This is a genomic window from Paraburkholderia sp. SECH2 (assembly GCF_030464795.1).
In the GTDB taxonomy this organism is placed as follows: domain Bacteria; phylum Pseudomonadota; class Gammaproteobacteria; order Burkholderiales; family Burkholderiaceae; genus Paraburkholderia; species Paraburkholderia aspalathi.
In genome coordinates this window covers 58,161-72,693 of the sequence record NZ_JALPRH010000005.1, presented here as the reverse complement: position 1 = coordinate 72,693, position 14,533 = coordinate 58,161, and the positions used below count along the sequence as shown (strand labels likewise).

The following is a 14,533-nucleotide window of genomic DNA, read 5'->3' as shown; positions in this document are numbered from 1 at the left end:
GGAATTTTGCCGATTCTATACCAGACAAGCGCCGCCGCAACGCCTAAAAACGGCGCTCCAGAACGGTTCGCGTCCGGTGCGCCCGTGTTTGCAAGGACTGCGCCATAGACCATCCAGGGAAAATGCCAGGGCCACACAATGTGAGTTTTAATTGCACACAAAAAAATATTGTGTGATTCTGATTGCCAGAGTTTGTCTGGTGGCGAGTGCGCCAAGGTGTCACCGGACAGTGTCCGGATTCTGTCCCCAGGAGTTTCCCAATGAGTTTTCAGCAGTCTCCTCAAGCCCCATGCGCGCCGAAACCCGGCGCGCTGGCGGGCGAGCGGCATGCCACGATGCACGCGCTCTCCGGCGACGGCTGCGACATGCAAGGACGCAAGTGATGCCGGAGATTGCCATCATCGGAGCGGGATTCATCGGCCTCGCGAGCGCTGCGGCGCTGATGCGCGACGGCCATCGAGTCACGCTGTTCGATCCGGCCGGCGTGGGGCAGGGCGCGTCCTTCGGCAACGCGGGAACCTTCGCGCACTATGCGTGCATTCCGGTCAACAACCCGTCCGTGTTTCGCGATTTGCCGCGCTTTCTGCTATCGAACGAGAGCCCGTTCAGACTGCGTTGGGGCTACCTGCCGCATCTCGCCCCGTGGCTTGCGCGTTTCATGATGAGCTCGCTGCCGCGGCGTTATGAGGCGAGCGCCACGGCACTCGCGGCGTTGCTCGATCGCGCGCACGACGGCTATGCGCCGCTGCTGGCAGACGCGGAACTGGCGCGTTTCGTCCGGCCCCGCGAATGCCTCTATCTGTATTCGAATTCGGCTTCGTTCGATGCCGCGCGTCCTGCACTCGATCTGCGCCGCCTGTTAGGCGTTGCCTTCGACGTGCTGGGCGGCAACGACATCCGTGCGCTCGAACCGTCGCTTGCGCCGATCTTCGAGCGCGGTGTGTTGTTCAGTAACAGTTGGCATTTCTCTAATCCGCAAGGCTTTCTGCAGACGCTTTATCTACAGCTTGCCGACCAGGGCCTGACACTGCAGCGCTCGACTGTCGACGCAGTGCAGCCTGCAACTGACGGCGCGAGTGTGACGATTGAAGGCGCCACGCGCCGCTTCAGTCACGTCGTGATCGCCACCGGTGCGCGCTCCGCCCAATTCGCCAAACAATGCGGTGACCCAGTTCCGCTCGACACGGAGCGCGGCTATCACGTCCGCTTTCCAGGCGCGCAACAACTGGTTTCGCGACCAGTCGGCTGGGCCGAGCGCGGCTTCTACATGACGCCGATGAGCGACGGCCTGCGCGTCGCCGGCACGGTCGAACTGGCGGGTTTTGGCGACACGCGCAACCGCTCACTGATCGATCTGCTCACGTTTTCTTCGAAGCGCGCGTTACCCGCGCTCGATACACCGGATAGCAGCTGGCTCGGGTTCCGTCCGACGTTGCCGGATGGCGTGCCGGTGCTTGGACGCTCGCGCGCGAGCGAACGGGTGATCTACGCATTCGGCCACCAGCATCTCGGACTGACGTTAGCCGGGGTGAGCGGACGCATCGTCGCCGATCTGATTGCGCAGCGTGCGCCGCCACTCGATCTCGCGCCTTACTCGGCAACGCGTTTCTGATTTTCATTGAGTTTTTGACCGCACCGATTTTTTTGTTTCACGACTAGCACCGCAGGACAGATTCGACGCGTCGCGCATCGGATCGGCCAACCTACACATCGCGCGACGTTACATCTCGCAAGGAGCGCATCATGAATCGCCGCAATTGGCTGTTGAGTGCCACAGTTTGCGCACTCGTCACATATCTACCGTCTGCGTGGGCGGCCGATCCTGAAGTCGTCAAGATCGGTTTCGTCGGACCGTTGACCGGGCCGGTCGCGCGAGTCGGTAAAGACTTGCAGTACGGCGCGCAACTCGCGCTCGATGAAGAGAACGCTAAGCATCCAATGATTGGCGGAAAGCCGGTCAAGTTCGAGCTCGACGTGCAGGACGATCAGGCGGACCCGCGCGTGGCGATTCAGGTCGCGCAGAAACTGGTCGACGACGGCGTGGTCGGCGTGATCGGTCACTACAACTCGGGGTGCAGCATTCCGGCTTCGACGGTCTATCACCAGGCGAACGTTGCGATGATCACGCCGGGCTCGACCAATCCGCAACTCACCAAGCAAGGCTACAAGAACGTGTTCCGCACCATGGGGCACGACGGCATTGGCGGTGTCGTGGCGGGGCATTTCGTGGTGGAGCAGATGAAGGCGAAGCGTATCGGCATCATCGATGACCGTACGGCATTCGGGCAAGGGCTCGCCGATGCGTTCGAAAAAGGTGCAAAGGAAGCGAACGGCAATATCGTCGATCGTGAGTTCACGAATGACAAGGCAGTGGATTTTCGCGCCATTCTGACGACGCTCAAGAGCAAGAACGTCGATCTGATTTTCTTCGGTGGCCTGGATGAACAGGGCGCGATGCTGGTCAAGCAGATGCGTTCGCTCGGCATGCAGGCGCAACTGTTCGGCGCGGGCGCGCTGAAGAGCAATGCATTCCTGCAGATTGCCGGCACGGCGGGTGACGGCACGCAGGATCTCGAGCCTGGTCCCGCGCTCGACAAGCTGCCTGCCGCGCAGGAGTTCGGCAAGCGCTACAAGGCGCGCTTCAATCAGGATGTCGAACTGTACGCACCGTTTGCCTACGACGCCGCGCTCGCCGTGATCAAGGCGATTCACGGCGCCGACTCGCTCGATCGCGCGAAGATCGTCGACAGCCTGTCGAAAGTGAAAGTTACCGGTGTGACAGGCAACATCACCTTCGACCCCTATGGCGATCTGATCAAGCCGCCGTACACGCTGTTTCAGGTCCAACAAGGACAATGGAAGAGCATCAAGACGGTGGGCGGCAGCGGCGCCTAGTTCTTCGCGGGAAGTTGCGGATGATTCTGCGTTTATGAGGGCGGGAAAAATCCGTGATACCGGGAATTGCCGGCAGCGGTGGGCTCAGCGAGGTGACCGGTGGCGCCCACCGACAGAAGCGTTTCCAGGGTTCCCGCCCGATTCGACACAAACGTCCATTGCGCGGCTGCGTCTTGCGATTCCGGCGCCGCGCGAACATGGCGCAGGGCAGTCAACAGCGCTTCGCTATCCGGCGAAATCATGACAAAGCCTTCGTTCGCGAGCGCGGCATGGTTCAGTCCCAATTCGAGGCATGCCTGCATGCGCAGCGGCGCCTCGAGCTGATTCGCACGACGCGACTGCTCGACCCGTTCGACGGTCGCAGCATCGACAAGGATTCCGTGCCTTTGCAGCGGCGTCTTCTGCCACGCATCTGAAGGACACGCCTTGTTTTCCGGTGTCAGCACGACGAAAGGATTGATTTCAGCGGGATAGATCCGGCATACCAGCGGTCTTTCTTCGTAGATGCCGCAACGCATGTCGGCGCCCAGGTTGGGACAGGCTCCATCGAACGCCGCGGCGAGAACGATCGAGATTCGGACCGGCAGGCTTCCGCTCATTGCAGGCGAAGAACGCGCCCGTTTGTACTCGGCTTGTGCATTGCCCGGCTCGGGCTCGACGGGCCACGGTATGGCCTCGCAGATGAGTTCCATGTGGCCGCCGCGCTCCAGCCAGGCGATAGCCTCGGCAATGGTCAGCGCCAGGCGCAAATCGTGACAGCATTTGCCGCACGCAGTGCATTCGAAATTGATATCGTTCACGCTAAATCCCTCGCCGCAAAAGTCTACGCGTGCTTTAGTCGAGGCAGAGTAAAAATTCTGACTGCGAATCCGATAAATTTTTGCTGTGAACTCGGCGCGCTGCCCAAGGTCTCCGCCTGGCGGTGGATTGCGTCTGTATGCCTGATCTCTTTTCGTTCATGCGGCGCATGGCGTCTCCGGCCAGCCGAGGCACAATAGAAACAGATCGTCGTCCGATGGCCTACAGTCGGATGGCATGTTCATTTCTAGAAGCTTTCGATGCGAGGCCGACAGCATGACTGCATCCATCACGCTGGTCCTGTTCGATATGGAGGGTGTTCTGTCCCACTACGATCGTTCGGCGCGGGTCGATCGTCTCGCGGCAATTTCCGGGCAGACGCCGGAGGCTGTTCGGGACGCGATCTGGGGATCCGGGCTCGAAGCTCGTGCCGACGCTGGGCAGATCAGCGACGACGACTATCTGGCCGCGCTCGGCGAACTGCTGAGCTATCCCGTCAGCCGGGAAGACTGGCTGAGCGCGCGCCACGCATCGATCACGCCGAATAAAGAAGTGCTCGCGCTCGCCGAACGCGTCGCCGAATATCACCGGATCGCCGTGCTCACCAACAACTGCCGTCTGCTCACCGACCACATCGGCTTTCTCAATCCACCCGTCGCGCAACTGTTCGGGGTTCACGTGTATGCGTCCGCCGCGTTCGGCGCAGCGAAGCCAGCCGCTCAAACCTATCTTCGCTGTGTGGAGCAACTGGGTGTTCCTGCGGCCGAAACGCTCTTCATCGACGATACGGATGCCAACGTAGCCGGCGCACGCCACGCCGGTCTGCAGGGATATCGGTTTGTCAGTGCAGAAGCGTTGTCGGCGGAGTTGGAGCGTTGCGGATTGATCGAGCCAACGTGATGTGACCGTGGCGCGGGCGCGATGCGAGATACGCGATTAAGCGCGCGGCTAACCGTTGAGGTCCGGATTATTCTGCGCGAGTTCGTGAATCCACTCGCTGAATACCCGCACGCACATGCTCAGCCGACGGTGCGGATACAGCAAGGAAAGCGGCAAGGACGGACATTGGTAGGCGCTAAAGAGTTCGCGCAATGCGCCGGCTTCAATCGCCTTGGCGACCATGAAACGCGGAACCTGAATGACCCCCAAACCTGCGGTCGCGGACATGACATACACCAGCCCCTCGTTGACCGCGATGATGCCGTTCACCGTTTTTCTGATTCGCGTTCCATCCACTTCAAACTCGAATGGATAGATGCGTCCGGTGCGCGCGGAAAAATAATTAACGGCACGATGACGGTCGAGGTCGTCGGGGGTGGTGGGTTCGCCCATTTGATCGAGATACGCCGGCGCCGCGCAGATGGTCGTGCGGACGCTGCCGATCGGTCGCGCGACGAGGTTCGAGTCGTCGAGAACACCGATCCGTATCACGCAATCGACACCTTCCTGAATGAGGTCGACGTTGCGATCGGCCAACCCCAGCTTCACGGTGATGTCGGGGTAGCGCGCATTGAAATCAGGCATGACAGGCAGCAGCACGTTGGCGGCGAACGTGGCCGACGTGTCGACGCGAATTGTGCCGCGTGGGCTGAGGCGTTTGTTCGATAACGCGGACTCCGCGTCGGAGACTTCGGCCAGAATGCGCGAGCAGTACTCGTAGTAGAGCGCGCCGTCCTCCGTAACCTGCACGCTGCGCGTGGTGCGATTCAGCAGGCGCACCCCCAGATGGCTCTCCAGATTCTGCACGAGGGTCGACACCGACGCGCGCGGCATCTCCAGCGAATCAGCCGCCTTCGAGAAGCTCGATGCATCGACGACGCGCTTGAACACTGCCATGCCTTGAAGAATGTCCATACCGGCTTGCCCCCTCGAATGTGGCCGACCCGCAGTCTAGAACGGACTGGTGATGGGCCGCAAACGGGAGTGCGTGCGCCGTGGCTCGCTCACAAAAAATCTTGACACTGTTCGTTCACTGCCTATAGTTCACCATATGGCAAAGTCTCCAGTCAGTCAACTCGATCGTACGTTTTCCGCCCTTGTGGACCCCACACGCCGGGCCATCCTCGCTCGCCTCGAGCGGGAGCCCGGCCTGTCGATTACGGAGATCGCGCGGCCGCTGCCGCTCAAGCTTCCGGCGGTCATGAAGCACCTCGACGTGCTGAGCGACGCGGGTCTGGTGGCGCGTAGCAAGAACGGGCGGACCGTTTCGGTCGATCTGGTTCCAGGCCCGATGGAGGAGGCGATGGCATGGTTGAGGCGCTATGAGCGCTTCTGGTCCGCGAGCCTCGACCGGCTTGCCGATTTTGTGGAGGGACACGAGGAATGACCCAGGAAAAGCCGAGCCTGACTATCGTGCGGCGCATCAAAGCCCCGCCAGCCCGAGTTTATGCAGCGTGGACGAGACCCGAACTGATGGCGCGCTGGTGGGGACCTGACGCGGGGCCGGTGCTCAGCGCCGAAGCCGATGCGCGCGTGGGCGGCCACTTTCGCGTGGTGTTCCAGACACTGGACGGCAAAACGCACGACTGCCGCGGCGGATACCTGGAAGTCGAAACGGATCGCAAGCTCGTCTTCACGTGGGAGTGGGTCACCGCGCCCGAGCAACGATCGCTCGTCACCATCAGGCTGCGCCCCATTGAAGACGGCACCGAGCTCACTCTCACGCATGCGCAGTTCTTCGACGAGTTCGAACGCGACGCTCATCAGAACGGCTGGAGCCCCGCACTGGACAAGCTCGACGCATTGGTGGCTCAACTGGACTGAAGATACGACCATGTGCTGCGCAATCGTTGCACTCGCCATGACCTTGCTCGCCAGCTGGCGTAGCGTGTCGGGTACGTTGATCGGTCGTGCCGGCCGTCTGCGCCGAATCGCGATCGTGTTGATTGCGGTCGGCGCCGCCGCCGGCTCCGCGTTGGCGGCCGATCAATTCGCCGATGTCCGCGGCAGACAGTCGTCGTTCTATGCGCGCCTGAGTGCGATGCCGATTTGCGGTCACTTCATTCGCTAATGGTTTATTTTCTCTCGTGAACTCAACAGCTAGTTAATTTTAAAAACATTGGCTGTCGCCACGTCTAATAGCACACTCCGCACTGCAATAAAATAAAGTTTCTCGTAGAAATGTGCGCGTATCCCGCCTTTAGAGGATTAACTCTGCCGATTACCACATCCATTCGATCTGCATACGCCGCGCACTCATTTCGGAAAGATTGTGAAAGGAAGTTGACACGAGAACGTTTGCCAATCTAGGCTACGCACTGTCGCTAAAAACTGACCCGGTTCCTGTCCACCTGCTCGGAGACGCAGGTAAGCCGCCGCTTTGTCCGTCAGTCAGGCGATCGTATGAAACTGCAGAAAGACGGCTTACGTCGTCTTTTTGAAAGCATTGTAATAATCAGGAAGCGTAATTCTAAAATCAGCCACAAGTGCTGAGGCAGTAACACGTCCATATATTCTCGCTAGCAATCCGGCGCTAGTGCGGGAGACCTTTTGTGCTGAAAAAACAGAGAAACACAGCTTAAGCACTCATCGCACTTTCTTTATGCCGATTTTGTCAGTCGAGGATTAACTATGCGTATAAATTTCCGATTGCAGATACAGTGCCTGGCCTTAGCCGGAATAATGGTCCTGGCGGGCTGCGGCGGTTCAGACAGCTCGTCGACGCTCTCGAGCAAGTCCGCCCAGACGCCTGCCGCCGCCTCCGAGGTGGCACTTGCGCCGCCCACTGCGCCGATCGTTGCGGACGCATCGATCAACAAGAGCGTACCGCCGGTCGAATTGCCCGATACGGTCACCCCGATCAACTACAAGCTGTGGTTCCGGCCGAACCCGGCGCTCTCTTCATTCGACGGCCGCGCGGATGTCCAGATCAAGGTGCTGAAGGCCGTCAACGCGATCACGATTGCCGGGCACCGCGTCAAGTTCACGAACGGCACCATCACGCTGCAGCCAGGCAACATCCAGCTGATCGCCACGCCGCAGGATGACGGCGATTTCTATCAGCTTCGGCCAGTGAGCGGACAGATTGCCGCCGGCAACTACTCGCTGCACATGGAGTGGAGCGGCATCATCAACTTCAAGACCTACGACGATCCGGTCGCCAAGACCGGTGGCAGTTGCGGCGACGATCCCTATCCGGGTTGCTCCGCGGCGGAGGGCGTGTTCCGCGTCGACCTGAAGTCGACCGATGGCACGACGAGCGGCGCGATTCTCACGCAAGGCGAGTCGAACCTCGCGCGCCAATGGTTCCCGGGTTGGGACGAACCGGCTTTCCGGCCCACCTACGAGGTGAGTGCGGAAGTCCCGCAGAACTGGAACGTCGTCTCGAACGCGGCGGAAAAGCCGGCTGTGAATGTGGACAGCGGCTACAAGCTGGTGTCGTTCGAAAAGACGCCGCCGATGCCTTCGTATCTGCTTTTCTTCGGTGGCGGCCAGTTCGACATTCTCGAAGACGACTTCTCGAGCCCGCTGCCTGATCACAAGGGTCTGCATTTGCGCATCTTCACGCCACCCGGCATGCGCGATTGGGCGAAACCGGCCATGCAGCAGACCAAGCAGGCACTCGATTACTACTATCGCTACACCGGCATTCCGTTGCCGCTCACCAAGTTCGACACGATCGCCGCTAACGACGCGTTCAAGGAGCAGAAGGATCTGAACTTCGGCGGGATGGAGAACTGGGGCGCGATTCTCGAATTCGCCGACGACATTCTGCCGGCGCCCGGCACCACGATGTCCGATTACGGGGTAACGGTTTTGACGCACGAAGCCGCGCACCAATGGTTCGGCGATCTGGTCACGCTCGACTGGTGGGACGACGTGTGGCTGAACGAATCGTTCGCGACGTTCTTCGAGAACAAGACCAAGGTGCGTTTCTTCCCGGACCGCTTCAGCTGGGTCGACGACGTGAAGAACAAGTATGCGGTGATCAACGCCGATCTGAAATCCACTGCGTTCCCGGTGCAGCCGAACTTCAACGGTTGGGCCTCGAACGACTTCGTGCTGAGCGCAAGCGCCTTTACGTACGACAAGGGCGGCCATGTGCTGAAGATGCTGGAGAATTATCTGGGCGAGGACGTGTTGCGCAAAGGGCTGCAGTCGTATCTGGCCGACTATGCGCTCGGCAACGGCACGCCGAAGCGCTTGTGGGACGAACTGGCCAAGGCGAGCGGCGAGCCAATGGTCGCGATCGGCGACAGTTTCGTACGGCAAACCGGGGTGCCTTTGCTGTCGCTCGACACCCAGTGCGATCTGACGACCAATCAGACCGTGGTCACGCTCAAGCAGCAGCCATTCCCGAACCAGAATCAGTATCCCGGCACGCAATGGACCATTCCGTTGACGCTCGCCTACGGTGACGGACTGACATCGCGCAAGACGGTTGCGATGAAGGACACGCAAATGCAGGTGCGCCTGAACGGCTGTTCCGCGGTGCTCGCGGATCCGAGCGGTCTCGACTACTACGTGACGAACTACAGCAACAACGCGTGGAGTCAGTTGCTGGCGCAGGGGAACGCGCTGAAGGATCCGGTTTTGCTGACCAGCCTGCAACTCGAAGCCAAGCTGCTGGTGAAGAACGGTCTGGCGGATCCGTCGCGGGCAACCAGTATCGGCTCGCTTAGCCCGACGGCTACGCCGCTTGCGCGTCAGTTGCTGATGACCGCGCCGACGACCCAGTCGCTGCGTCCGACGATCCGCTATCAAGGCAAGTTCAAGCTGAAGCCGCAATCGCAGCAAGGGCAATAAGCAAGGAAAGCCCGTAGCTTTACGGGCCGTAGTAAAGGGCAGGGCCGAGGCCCGCATCCTCACACGATGCGGGCCTCGGCACGTCTGCAGCATCGGGCGAGCGCCGCCTTTTCAACCATGCACTGACATCTGCATCCGCATAGATGAGTGGGCGAATGCCGGTGTCGCTCAGGCCGAACTCGGGCGGCGCTCCAGCCAATTCCGCAACAGACCCGCTAAAAGCGCGCTGACGATCACGGCGAGGTAAAGCGAGACGAGACTGTGGCGCCACGTATCGAGTGCAAGCTGGTGCATCACCAGTTTCGAATCAGGCGCGGGGAGAACCACATGCATTGCCACGACGGCTTGCTTCATCCGCAGAAAGCCGACGGCGGATAGCAATGGCAAACCAACGAGCAGGGCCAGCAGGGCGGGCCTCGCGCGTTGCATCGCCGGATAGTGACGCAATCGGAACCACACGCCCAGGCAGCCATGGATCCAGCCTGGCGCGAGCAGCGCAAGTTGCAGACCCTGCGTGCCGCTCGTGATCAGCGATATCACGATCCGCTCGTAGTTAGGCTCGAAGCCATACAGCGACGTCGCGAGGCGCGTTGCTACGGCATGCCGGATGAGCAGCAATGGCAGGCTGAGTCCTGCCCACAACCGGATCCATTCAGCGGGTGGAAGCACCCAGTGACGACGTCCGTAAATCGTGCGCACGGCTAACGCGAAATGGACGAGAGCCGCGCCGTACAGCAGGATCGTGCCGGGCACGCTATGCCAGATCCACAGGGCGAACGTCAGTCCGCGCCCGGCAAGGTCGAGCGACCAGATTCCGAGCGCGTGATTGACCAGGTGCAAAAACAGATAAATGAGCAGCATCACGCCCGATCCGAGTTGCAGGCGGCGCAGAACGGGCCACAATTCCGGTCGCACATTATTCTCCTTTCAGTTTGTATGCTCGGAAGCGGCATGGGAGGCCGCACTCGAATCGCGTCGGGCATGCGGGCGAGCCGGCCTTCTCAAGCTCCTTACGCTCCTCACGCTCTGCGAGTGAGGCGCGACGGCGCGTGTCTGATGTCCGCTCTGTTGAACAACGCCCTGACGCACCGCTTCGGCAAATCGCTGCAATGCGGATAGCGAACCGCACACGCTCTGGTATTCCTCGCGGCCAATCCTGCCCTCGAGGGTGACTGCCATGCCCGAGGCACGGGCCATGTCGATGATGTCCATGATAGCGACTCCTTTCAGGTTCTCTCACCTGCATGACCGCCGCCGCGGCGCGGCTATTCCCACGCTTACCCTGGCATGCGCCATATCAGCCTGCGCGGTTGGATTGGCAGTCCAGCACTATTTTTTCTGTCCCGGGAATAAAACCGGCGGCACGCCAGTCTTCCAGATGAACCGAGTCGTGTGGCCCGCCGGATGATCCCGCGGTTTGCCTGCGAGTCCTTATCGTGAGGTCAACATGTCGTCACATCATTCATCCGATCCTGCCTTTAACCCTTCACGCCGTGGCGCCCTGAAATGTCTCGCTTTCGGCGGCGTAGGTACAGTGTTCGTTCTTGCCGGCGGCATTCTTACGCCGGTGGAGCTGGCTCTCGCGGCCGACGCGAAATCGTCCGCGACGTCCATGGGCGTCCCGCTTTTCCTCCAGATCAGCGATTCGCATATCGGCTTCAATAAAGAAGCCAACCCGGACGTCGCGGGCACGCTCAAACAGACGATCGACTACGTCAATGCCATGCCGGTCAAGCCCGCGCTGACCATCCACACGGGCGACATCACCCATCTTTCCAAGCCGGCTGAGTTCGATCTCGCGGCGCAGTTGATGTCCGGTCTGAATATCACCGAACTCCACACCGTGCCCGGCGAGCATGACGTGACGGACGGCCCCGGAACCGAATACTTCAGCCGCTTCGGCAAGGCTTCGGACAACAAAGGCTATTACAGCTTCGATCACAACGGCGTGCACTTCGTGGCACTCGTCAACGTGATGCATTTCAAGCCTAACGGCCTGGGTGGTCTCGGCGACGAGCAACTCGCCTGGCTCGAAAACGACCTGAAGGGCCGCTCGTCCAGCACGCCGATCGTCGTTTTTGCCCACATGCCGATGTGGACGATCTACGAACCGTGGGGTTGGGGCACAGGCGATGCCGGTCAGGCCATGAGCTATCTGAAGCGCTTCGGCTCGGTGACCGTGCTCAACGGCCATATTCACCAGATCGTGTCGAAGGTGGAAGGCAATATCACTTTCCACACGGCCCGCTCGACAGCCTATCCGCAGCCGACCGCCGGCAACGGTCCCGGCCCCGGTCCGCTCACAGTAGCGAGCGATGAGCTCCCGAAGATGCTCGGCGTGACCAGCATCAAGATCGTGCGTCATCCGCTCAAGGCGACGCTTGCCGATACGACACTTGTTTGATTTCAGAATTTTTTCTTTCGCAGGAGATCAGTTATGCAAACTAAAACTATTTGTCGCACGTTTTTCGTGTTGCTCGGGAGTTCGACGCTGATCGCCGCGTCGGCCGGACTTTCCGTTGCGCGGGCAGAAACGCCGAACGCCGTGGTCATCAAGAATTTCATGTTCTCGCCGATGGCAATCACGGTCAAAGCCGGCTCGACGGTGACGTGGAAAAATCTCGACGGCGAGCCGCATACGGTCGTGAACGACGCGGGCATGTTCCGTTCCGCCGCGCTCGATCAGAACGACACGTTCCAGTTCAAGTTCGACAAGCCGGGCGTCTACAAGGTGTTTTGCGGCATTCACCCGAACATGAAAGAAACGATCACCGTGCAATAGGTGACGGATCGGGTGTGGGGCGTCCTGCGCTCCACCGGGCATGCATGGCGTTTTAAGCGGTCGCTACCGATTGGCACGTTCCAGATAGGCGTGTTTATTGCGTGACGCAGAACTGCCGTGCGTGCCCCCATCGCTGCCTCCAGTCCCCACGCGGAGGCGGCCTGCAAGCGCTCGCGGCCCAGCCCGTGGATACGCGTGGCGTTGAATCTTTTACCTGTCTCATCGACGCAAAGCGGACTCGCAAAGCTCGCGTTTAAAGCGCAGCATTGCTGTGTTGTCGCTACCCGGCGAGCGGGAAAAATTCTTCCAACAACAACGCCAGATCGACCCCGCCGAATCGTATGAACAATGTCTGCCAACGGGTCAGACATGTGAGGATTCCGGAGAGTATTGCGATGCTCAACGATACCGAATTTTCAAAATCTGCCGTAGAGAGTCCGGATGCCGGCTTCGATTCTGGCGCTGAGCCGCCAGTCGCGGCGCCGCCTGTGCGATTCGGACGTCTTGCGCTGTGTGTTGCGACGGCAAGCGCGCTGGCTTTGGGCGTAGTGGGTACGGTCGCTTACGGTGTCTGGTTCAACCACGATCAACAAGCGTATGCCGAGGCGATGGCGCACGCGCGGCAGGCGCTCGGCACGGCTGCGTCAGCGGCTGCAGCACCAGCGTTGGTGAAATCGATTGTGACGCCACGACCGGCAACTTTCGCGGCAGCGCCGCGATCGGCAGCGGGTGGTATGCCGGCGCCCGCAGTTAAACCGGTGACAACGGGCACGCGGGCAACAGCAGTTGCGTCGGCGACCACGAGCACGCAGGCAACGGTAGATCCGCCGGCAACAGCACAAACGCAGGCAGCAACGGCAGCGTCGGACGGCGAAGAGGGCGGAAAACTGGCCTCCTGGTCCGGTCCAGTCACGCGACTCCCGGCGCCGACGGTTAGCGAAACCGTCGTGGCCGATGTAAAACCCGCCCCGACCGCGTCGTCCGCCCCTGCTGCGGCGCCGTCCAATCCTGCGCCTCAGCAGTTGGCGTCCGGCCGGCCCGGCAGGGATGCGCGTCTCGCGCAGCAGGATCGTCGCGCTACTTCGGCGGCAAATGCCAGGCACAAAGGCAGTCTTTTTGCCCGGATGGGTTCGTTCTTTCGTCGCGTAAGTTACCGCCAGCATGACACCGGAAACCGGCAAGACATCTATTCCCATCCCTGAGCGGACGCGTCCCCCCCGCGCCGCTCGCAGAGGCGCGCTCGCGATCCGCTTCAGGCCGGGCCCGGCTGCGATCGCCGCCGCCGCGCTGGTTTGTCTGCTGATCGGCCTTCTGTATCTGGCGCTGCAAATCCGGACGATCTTTTCCGATCAGTTGAAGCAGGAATATGCGGGGCTCGTTCTCGAAGCGGTCGATCGGGCGGAAGGCGCCCGGAATCTGGTCGGCGTCTGGCAACAGTTGCCCGACGCCACGGAAGCCAAGGCCGCCGGGTATCGGCAGGCACGAACCGAACTCGCCCATCGTCTCGCGTCGCTCGCGGCGCTGGTAAACGAGAGTCCGTCGGCGGCGCCGCGTCTGCCGCCAGCTTCGCTCACAGCAGATGCCGATCTGCGCGACACGGACGCCGTGCTCGGTGCCGTGTCGGCCTGGTGGCGGGCACAGCGCGATGCCGATAGCGCCGACGTGCGCGTGAGGATTGCCCACGTTGCGCGCACGCTGATCGCGTCGGCGGCATTGCTGTTCTGTATGCTGATCACCGCGCTGGGGATGTACGCCAAACGGAATCGTTTGCTGGCAGGGCAGTCGCACGAATTTGAATGGGCGGCGCTGCACGATGCGATGACCGGCTTGCCGAACCGGCGCAAGCTGTTTGCCACGCTCGAAGCGGCGGCGACGAAATTGTCCGCGCGCGCCGCGCCTTCCAAAATTGCCGTGCTGTATATCGATCTGGATGGATTCAAGCAGGTCAACGACTCGCTCGGTCACCGTGTCGGCGATGAATTTCTGATCGCGGTTTCGAAACGCTTTCGTGAGTCGGTGCGTAAAGTCGATGTCGTCGCCCGGATCGGCGGCGATGAATTCGCCGTCCTGGTTCGCGAATTTTCGACGAATGCAGAGCTCGGCGAAATCGCCCGGCGGCTGATTGCCTGCGTGGTTCAGACGGACCTGGCGATGGGGGTCGGGATGGTTCGCGCCAGCATCGGTATCGCCAGTTTTCCGGATTCCGTCGACGATTACCATCGCCTTGTAGCCGCGGCCGACGAGGCGATGTACCGGGTCAAGCGCAATGGCAAGAACAGTTATGCGTTCGCGGATCAAGCGAACTGACTGGCG

General features: G+C 60.8%; 16 protein-coding genes. 12 read left to right on the top strand and 4 right to left on the bottom strand.

The features are described from left to right. Positions 1–260: 260 nt before the first annotated feature. The 3 genes from M0D66_RS11455 to M0D66_RS11445 all read left to right on the top strand — a co-directional run bounded on the left by M0D66_RS11455 (position 261) and on the right by M0D66_RS11445 (position 2,895). A complete protein-coding gene (locus M0D66_RS11455; protein ID WP_266210777.1) occupies positions 261–383 on the top strand; it encodes a hypothetical protein in 123 nt (40 codons plus the stop codon). Beyond that, positions 383–1,612, top strand: a complete 1,230-nt coding sequence (locus tag M0D66_RS11450; protein WP_211707135.1) for an FAD-binding oxidoreductase — start codon at positions 383–385, stop codon at positions 1,610–1,612. The genes M0D66_RS11455 and M0D66_RS11450 overlap by 1 nt, the downstream gene beginning before the upstream one ends. 131 nt (positions 1,613–1,743) lie before the next feature. Then, positions 1,744–2,895, top strand: a complete 1,152-nt coding sequence (locus tag M0D66_RS11445; RefSeq protein WP_211707134.1) for a branched-chain amino acid ABC transporter substrate-binding protein — start codon at positions 1,744–1,746, stop codon at positions 2,893–2,895. Between the two features lie 32 nt (positions 2,896–2,927). Here M0D66_RS11445 and M0D66_RS11440 read toward each other — a convergent pair whose 3' ends face one another. Beyond that, positions 2,928–3,695, bottom strand: a complete 768-nt coding sequence (locus tag M0D66_RS11440; protein ID WP_211707133.1) for a YkgJ family cysteine cluster protein — start codon at positions 3,693–3,695, stop codon at positions 2,928–2,930. Positions 3,696–3,969: 274 nt separating this feature from the next. On the opposite strand from M0D66_RS11440, the gene M0D66_RS11435 reads away from it, so the two are divergent. Further along, positions 3,970–4,593 carry an HAD family phosphatase gene (locus M0D66_RS11435; protein ID WP_200651832.1) on the top strand — a complete coding sequence of 208 codons (624 nt, stop codon included), beginning with the start codon at positions 3,970–3,972 and terminating at the stop codon, positions 4,591–4,593. A gap of 48 nt (positions 4,594–4,641) precedes the next feature. On the opposite strand, the gene M0D66_RS11430 is transcribed toward M0D66_RS11435, so the two are convergent. Then, on the bottom strand, positions 4,642–5,547 hold the full coding sequence (locus M0D66_RS11430) for a LysR family transcriptional regulator (RefSeq protein WP_211707132.1): 906 nt from the start codon (positions 5,545–5,547) through the stop codon (positions 4,642–4,644). Between the two features lie 136 nt (positions 5,548–5,683). Here M0D66_RS11430 and M0D66_RS11425 point away from each other — a divergent pair, with 136 nt between their 5' ends. The 4 genes from M0D66_RS11425 (at position 5,684) to M0D66_RS11410 (ending at position 9,438) form a co-directional block, all read left to right on the top strand. Continuing rightward, positions 5,684–6,019: a helix-turn-helix transcriptional regulator gene (locus M0D66_RS11425; protein ID WP_093644291.1), complete on the top strand. Its 336-nt coding sequence runs from the start codon at positions 5,684–5,686 to the stop codon at positions 6,017–6,019. Beyond that, entirely contained in the window at positions 6,016–6,456 is a 441-nt protein-coding gene (locus M0D66_RS11420) for an SRPBCC domain-containing protein (protein WP_211707131.1), read from the top strand. The genes M0D66_RS11425 and M0D66_RS11420 overlap by 4 nt, the downstream gene beginning before the upstream one ends. 10 nt (positions 6,457–6,466) lie before the next feature. Continuing rightward, positions 6,467–6,703, top strand: coding sequence for a hypothetical protein (locus M0D66_RS11415; protein WP_211707130.1), 237 nt, complete (start codon positions 6,467–6,469; stop codon positions 6,701–6,703). 560 nt (positions 6,704–7,263) lie between these two features. Continuing rightward, positions 7,264–9,438, top strand: coding sequence for a M1 family metallopeptidase (locus M0D66_RS11410; protein WP_266210776.1), 2,175 nt, complete (start codon positions 7,264–7,266; stop codon positions 9,436–9,438). 168 nt (positions 9,439–9,606) lie between these two features. Here the strand turns inward: M0D66_RS11410 and M0D66_RS11405 are convergent, their stop codons facing one another. Further along, on the bottom strand, positions 9,607–10,299 hold the full coding sequence (locus M0D66_RS11405; protein WP_054035479.1) for a hypothetical protein: 693 nt from the start codon (positions 10,297–10,299) through the stop codon (positions 9,607–9,609). Positions 10,300–10,365: 66 nt separating this feature from the next. Beyond that, positions 10,366–10,650, bottom strand: coding sequence for a hypothetical protein (locus M0D66_RS11400; protein ID WP_211707144.1), 285 nt, complete (start codon positions 10,648–10,650; stop codon positions 10,366–10,368). 235 nt (positions 10,651–10,885) lie between these two features. Between M0D66_RS11400 and M0D66_RS11395 the strand changes: the two genes are divergently transcribed. The 4 genes from M0D66_RS11395 to M0D66_RS11380 all read left to right on the top strand — a co-directional run bounded on the left by M0D66_RS11395 (position 10,886) and on the right by M0D66_RS11380 (position 14,527). Next, the gene (locus M0D66_RS11395) at positions 10,886–11,842 is read left to right on the top strand and encodes a metallophosphoesterase (RefSeq protein ID WP_093644281.1); all 957 of its coding nucleotides are present in this window, start codon (positions 10,886–10,888) and stop codon (positions 11,840–11,842) included. Positions 11,843–11,875: 33 nt separating this feature from the next. Then, positions 11,876–12,220, top strand: a complete 345-nt coding sequence (locus tag M0D66_RS11390; RefSeq protein ID WP_093644279.1) for a cupredoxin domain-containing protein — start codon at positions 11,876–11,878, stop codon at positions 12,218–12,220. Positions 12,221–12,615: 395 nt separating this feature from the next. Then, positions 12,616–13,422, top strand: coding sequence for a hypothetical protein (locus tag M0D66_RS11385; protein WP_211707128.1), 807 nt, complete (start codon positions 12,616–12,618; stop codon positions 13,420–13,422). Further along, complete coding sequence (locus M0D66_RS11380) at positions 13,382–14,527, top strand: GGDEF domain-containing protein (RefSeq protein ID WP_211700880.1); 1,146 nt, start codon at positions 13,382–13,384, stop codon at positions 14,525–14,527. The genes M0D66_RS11385 and M0D66_RS11380 overlap by 41 nt, the downstream gene beginning before the upstream one ends. Positions 14,528–14,533 lie beyond the last annotated feature (6 nt).

Bases quoted from the DNA above. Each gene is read 5' to 3' on its own strand.
- M0D66_RS11450 (WP_211707135.1), top strand. From the start codon at position 383: ATGCCGGAGATTGCCATCATCGGAGCGGGATTCATCGGCCTCGCGAGC.
- M0D66_RS11405 (WP_054035479.1), bottom strand. From the start codon at position 10,299: ATGCTGCTCATTTATCTGTTTTTGCACCTGGTCAATCACGCGCTCGGA.
- M0D66_RS11425 (WP_093644291.1), top strand. From the start codon at position 5,684: ATGGCAAAGTCTCCAGTCAGTCAACTCGATCGTACGTTTTCCGCCCTT.
- M0D66_RS11385 (WP_211707128.1), top strand. From the start codon at position 12,616: ATGCTCAACGATACCGAATTTTCAAAATCTGCCGTAGAGAGTCCGGAT.
- M0D66_RS11400 (WP_211707144.1), bottom strand. From the start codon at position 10,650: ATGGACATCATCGACATGGCCCGTGCCTCGGGCATGGCAGTCACCCTC.
- M0D66_RS11395 (WP_093644281.1), top strand. From the start codon at position 10,886: ATGTCGTCACATCATTCATCCGATCCTGCCTTTAACCCTTCACGCCGT.
- M0D66_RS11380 (WP_211700880.1), top strand. From the start codon at position 13,382: ATGACACCGGAAACCGGCAAGACATCTATTCCCATCCCTGAGCGGACG.
- M0D66_RS11410 (WP_266210776.1), top strand. From the start codon at position 7,264: ATGCGTATAAATTTCCGATTGCAGATACAGTGCCTGGCCTTAGCCGGA.
- M0D66_RS11390 (WP_093644279.1), top strand. From the start codon at position 11,876: ATGCAAACTAAAACTATTTGTCGCACGTTTTTCGTGTTGCTCGGGAGT.
- M0D66_RS11455 (WP_266210777.1), top strand. From the start codon at position 261: ATGAGTTTTCAGCAGTCTCCTCAAGCCCCATGCGCGCCGAAACCCGGC.
- M0D66_RS11445 (WP_211707134.1), top strand. From the start codon at position 1,744: ATGAATCGCCGCAATTGGCTGTTGAGTGCCACAGTTTGCGCACTCGTC.
- M0D66_RS11430 (WP_211707132.1), bottom strand. From the start codon at position 5,547: ATGGACATTCTTCAAGGCATGGCAGTGTTCAAGCGCGTCGTCGATGCA.
- M0D66_RS11420 (WP_211707131.1), top strand. From the start codon at position 6,016: ATGACCCAGGAAAAGCCGAGCCTGACTATCGTGCGGCGCATCAAAGCC.
- M0D66_RS11435 (WP_200651832.1), top strand. From the start codon at position 3,970: ATGACTGCATCCATCACGCTGGTCCTGTTCGATATGGAGGGTGTTCTG.
- M0D66_RS11415 (WP_211707130.1), top strand. From the start codon at position 6,467: ATGTGCTGCGCAATCGTTGCACTCGCCATGACCTTGCTCGCCAGCTGG.